Below are 4336 nucleotides of genomic sequence, written 5' to 3' on the forward strand. Positions count from 1 at the left end.
CGCATGCTGCGGGTGGAAGCGGTACATGAAGCCTTCCATCACGGTCACCTTGTGCTGGCGTGCCGCGGCTTCGATTGCTTCGATATCGGCGACGGTCAGCGCCATCGGTTTCTCGCACAGTACGTGTTTGCCGTGCTGTATGGCGCGCAACGCCCATTCGGCGTGTTCGTGGTTGGCGAGAGGCAGGTAAACGGCTTCCACTTGGGCATCGTCGAGCAGCGCGTCGAGCTTGTCATAAGTCCGGACTCCCTGTTGTTGTGGCGCGTATTTCGCCAGTGTCTCGGCGGCCGCTCCGGGACGGCGGCTGGCAATAGCGACCAGTTCGGCATTCGAGGCATCGACGATGGCGGGCATCAGGCGTTCGTTAACGCGCGCGGCACCAAGTATGCCCCAACGGAGTTTTCGGTCAGTCATGATTCATCCTTTTTGCGAATTAACGTGCACATCATAGTGTCGCAGGAATCGGTGATCGTCTCCACCGCAAGGGCTTTGACAGCATCGACCGATCCGCCCCGTCCGCCCGACTCTCGCACTTGACACCGGTTCAGCGCGAGCGCATGGTTGCTTGAATGGAGAGCACATGGGGAGTGCTTTGAATTTCTTTACTGACGTTGCGCTTTTGTCTTGGCCGACAAGTCAAAAGAGCAATGCATTGGGTTTTAACACCCCGCAAGGAGCTCATCATGTCACTAAGATCTTTGATTTCCACCGGCACCAAACTCTGGCTCGATTCCATCGATCCCGAACTGGTCGAAAGAGACCGCGCTCTCGGGGCCACCGGCGCGACCTCCAATCCCATCATCATCGCCGACATCCTCAACACGGGCCGCTTCGACGATCATATGCGCGCGTTGCTCGATGAAGGTATGGACAATTCGGCCATCGCCTGGGAGATGACCGATTACCTGGTGCGCAACGCTCAGGAGGTGTTCTTGCCCGTTTGGGAAGACACCCGCGGCAACGACGGTTACGTCAGTTTCGAGCTCGATCCGCTCCTCGAAGACCGCGAGCTGAATCTGCCTCACGCCAAACGCGTCAAGGAGTACATCGAGCTCGGCAAGCATTGGGGCAGCGGGCACGTCAACCGCCTGATCAAGGTTCCCGCGACCCCGGCCGGGCTGGATTCGCTGGAGGAATTGGCCGCTGCCGGAATCAATCTCAACGTCACCCTCATTTTCTCCGAGCGCCAGTACAAGCTCGCCCGTGAGGCCGTTTGGCGCGGTGCGCAGCGGCGCCCGAGCCTCGCTCATTTCAAGAGTGTGTACAGCATCTTCGTCTCGCGTGTGGACGTATACACGGAAAAGCAGATTCCGGAGCTCAGTCCCGACGCCCAGGGACAGGTCGGCATCGTTAACGTCAAGCGTCTCTGGCAGCTTAATCAGTCCTTCTGGAAGGACAAGAATCTGCCACTCCAGCAGGAAATCGTCTTCGCCAGCACCGGCACCAAGAAACCCGGCGATCCGCCCGACAAATACGTGGAAGCCTTGGCCGGCAGCGACATCCAGACCAATCCGCCCGCGACCAACGACGCCGTCGAGGGGCTCAACAAGCAATACACGCGCAAGGTCGATCAACTGCCGACCCAAGCCGTCCTAGACGAGATCGACGCCAAGGTGGACGTGGCGAAGATGGAGCAGGTCCTGATGGATGAAGGGACGGCAAAGTTCGCCGATCCGCACAAGGCGCTGTTGAAACTCATCGCGGAAAAGCACGAGGCCCTTGCGTCGACGTGATTTAGTTCGCCTATCCGTTCTAACTGCAACCACCTAAGGAGATGCCATGACCATCAAAGTTGGAGATCGCCTGCCCGAGGGCAAGCTGTACGAGTCTACCGAGTTCGACCCGGCTATCGGCTGTCCGATGAAGCCGCAACCGTTGAATGTCGGCGATCTCGTCAAGGGTAAAAAAATCGTGATTTTCGGCCTTCCGGGCGCGTATACGCCGACCTGCTCCGCGCAACATCTGCCCGGTTACGTCACGAACTTCGACAAGCTGAAAGCCAAGGATGTCGACGAAATCTGGTGCATGGCCGTCAACGATGCTTTCGTGATGGCTTCATGGGGCCGGGATCAGAAGGCCGGCGGCAAGGTGCGCATGATGGCCGACGGCAGCGCCGAATACACCCGGAAACTCGGACTCGAACTCGATTTGACCGAAAAAGGCATGGGTGTACGCTGCCAGCGCTTCGCGATGGTCGTCGACGATGGCGTCGTGAAGCATCTGGCCGTCGAGGCGCCTGGCAAATTCGAAGTCTCGAGCGCCGAGGCGATGCTCGCCCACTTATAAGAACGCCTTACTGTCTCCGGAGCCGCGGAAATCGTCACGCTGCGGCTCTTTCGCCGTCTGATGTAGAATGGCCGGCCTGTTTTCTTAACGGCACGGAACAATGCAATCAACCGATCCTTCGCTTACCGACATCCTTGGTGCCGCCGTCACGATCGCCCGTGGCGCAGGGGCCATTCTTCGAGAGGGATTCGAAACCCGTCGCGGCACTGCGGTGCAGTTCAAGACCAGCGATATCGACCCGGTCACCGAATACGACATCCGCAGCGAACAGTTCATCGTCGGCGAACTGCGCAAGCTTTTCCCTTCTCACCAAATTGTCGGCGAAGAGGGCGGAGCTTATCGCGCCGAGGAATCTCGCCCGCCTGCGCGGAATTACCTCTGGCACATCGATCCGCTCGACGGTACCGTGAACTTCGCGCACGGGTTTCCGATGTTCTGCGTATCGATGGGTTTGCTGATCGACGGCGTGCCTTCGCTCGGCGTGGTGTATAACCCCGCCACAGACGAGACATTCGCCGCCGCGCTCGGTTTGGGTGCCACGCGCAACGACCGGCCGATTCACGTGTCCGCGACGCTGGTGCTGAATCGTGCTCTGGTGATTACCGGTTTCTCTTACGATACCCATACCAGCGACAGCAATATGAAGAATTTCCTCGGCTTTCAGCGCAGCGCGCAAGCCACGCGGCGTATTGGTTCGGCCGCGCTCAACCTGTGCTATACGGCCACGGGACAGTTGGACGGACATTGGGAGATGAAGGTCAAGCCGCACGACATTGCGGCCGGCATCGTGCTGGTGCGCGAGGCGGGCGGTACCGTTACCGATTTCGACGGCGGCGACGAGATCTTGAGTACCGGCCGCATCGTTTCCAGCAACGGTCTGATTCATCGCGAGATGCTGGACGTCTTGAAAGCCGCCGACGATCGCGGTTGATGGAGGAGCTTCTCCCGCGGTTATACTTTTTCGCCCGCTGTCCCGGTGAAGGACGCGGGTGTCCGCCTACCTTAAATCAATAAGGAGTCATCATGAAAATCGGCATCGCTTCTGATCACGCGGGATTCGCCTACAAGGAAGAACTGCGTACTTGGCTAAGTTCTCTTGGCCATGAGGTCGTCGACTACGGCTGTTTCAGCGACGAACGAACCGATTATCCCACGTGGATTCGCCCGTGCGCCGTGGCTGTCGCCAACGGCGAAGTCGAGCGTGGCATCGTGCTGGGCGGCAGCGGGAACGGCGAGGCCATCGTTGCCAACCGAGTCAAGGGCTGCCGCTGCGGCTATTGCTTCAACGAGGAAACCGCCTATCTCACCCGGTTGCACAACGATGCCAACTGTATCGCCATGGGCCAGCGGATCATCAGTCTCGAAATGGCAAAGAAGATCGTCGAAACCTTCCTGTCCACCGAATTCGAAGGCGGCCGGCACGTGCCGAGGATCAAGGCGATCGATGAGTGATTCGGGATGCGGCGATGTCCCCGATAAGATGCCGCTAACCGAGAGCCGTAGGATGGGCAAAGGCCAACAGGCCGTGCCCATCTTTTCAGATGTTGGCAAAGGATTGCCGACCTCCGACTTTTTTCCGTCCCATTCGGTGGGTTACGGTGCGCGTCTAGCCATGCGGCCAAATCCGGTTTCTCGCTGGCGCACCTAACCCACCCTACCATCTGCGACAGCTCAGGGCGTAGGATGTGCTGAGGGACGAAGCGCCCTTCGACTAGGCTCAGGACAAGCATCAATCGCGAACCATGCGGTTCATGCCGGACCATCCCTGTCCGGCACCGTCCGGGCGATGCTGCCGCGCAAACCGGCCTTGCCACGCTACGCTTCGTTCAGCACGTCCTATGATCTGTTCGTAGGTCGGCAATCCTTTGCCGACAACGCCGCTAAAGCCACTGTCTGCGATTGGAAGGTCGCGACTAAAATGATTCTTCCGAACGGGCCAATCAGTCCTTTGTAATTACGGCTTGAGTGCCGAGGCTTCGCGAGCCAAGCGCGTGATTTCAGCCCAATTGCCGCTGGCGACCAAGTCTTTGGGGGTGAGCCAGGAGCCGCC

Annotated in this window: 5 protein-coding genes; 4 read left to right on the forward strand and 1 reads right to left on the reverse strand. The window is 59.0% G+C overall.

Features of this window, described 5'->3' with window-relative positions:
• Nucleotides 1-414: Gfo/Idh/MocA family oxidoreductase (locus tag ABJK70_RS20870; protein WP_347258994.1), on the reverse strand; the 414-nt coding region annotated here is incomplete at its 3' end.
• 269 nt (nucleotides 415-683) lie between these two features.
• Between ABJK70_RS20870 and ABJK70_RS20875 the strand changes: the two genes are divergently transcribed.
• The 4 genes from ABJK70_RS20875 (at nucleotide 684) to rpiB (ending at nucleotide 3738) form a co-directional block, all read left to right on the forward strand.
• Nucleotides 684-1733, forward strand: a complete 1050-nt coding sequence (locus tag ABJK70_RS20875; RefSeq protein ID WP_347258995.1) for a transaldolase family protein — start codon at nucleotides 684-686, stop codon at nucleotides 1731-1733.
• A 46-nt stretch (nucleotides 1734-1779) separates the two neighbouring features.
• The gene (locus ABJK70_RS20880) at nucleotides 1780-2286 is read left to right on the forward strand and encodes a peroxiredoxin (RefSeq protein ID WP_077730266.1); all 507 of its coding nucleotides are present in this window, start codon (nucleotides 1780-1782) and stop codon (nucleotides 2284-2286) included.
• A gap of 100 nt (nucleotides 2287-2386) precedes the next feature.
• Complete coding sequence (locus ABJK70_RS20885) at nucleotides 2387-3217, forward strand: inositol monophosphatase family protein (protein ID WP_210023718.1); 831 nt, start codon at nucleotides 2387-2389, stop codon at nucleotides 3215-3217.
• Between the two features lie 92 nt (nucleotides 3218-3309).
• On the forward strand, nucleotides 3310-3738 hold the full coding sequence (gene rpiB, locus ABJK70_RS20890) for a ribose 5-phosphate isomerase B (RefSeq protein ID WP_077730268.1): 429 nt from the start codon (nucleotides 3310-3312) through the stop codon (nucleotides 3736-3738).
• Nucleotides 3739-4336: the final 598 nt, after the last annotated feature.

The organism is Methylocaldum sp., assembly GCF_039794385.1.
Classification (GTDB): Bacteria; Pseudomonadota; Gammaproteobacteria; order Methylococcales; family Methylococcaceae; genus Methylocaldum.

Bases quoted from the DNA above. Each gene is read 5' to 3' on its own strand.
- ABJK70_RS20875 (WP_347258995.1), top strand. From the start codon at position 684: ATGTCACTAAGATCTTTGATTTCCACCGGCACCAAACTCTGGCTCGAT.
- ABJK70_RS20880 (WP_077730266.1), top strand. From the start codon at position 1,780: ATGACCATCAAAGTTGGAGATCGCCTGCCCGAGGGCAAGCTGTACGAG.
- ABJK70_RS20885 (WP_210023718.1), top strand. From the start codon at position 2,387: ATGCAATCAACCGATCCTTCGCTTACCGACATCCTTGGTGCCGCCGTC.
- rpiB (WP_077730268.1), top strand. From the start codon at position 3,310: ATGAAAATCGGCATCGCTTCTGATCACGCGGGATTCGCCTACAAGGAA.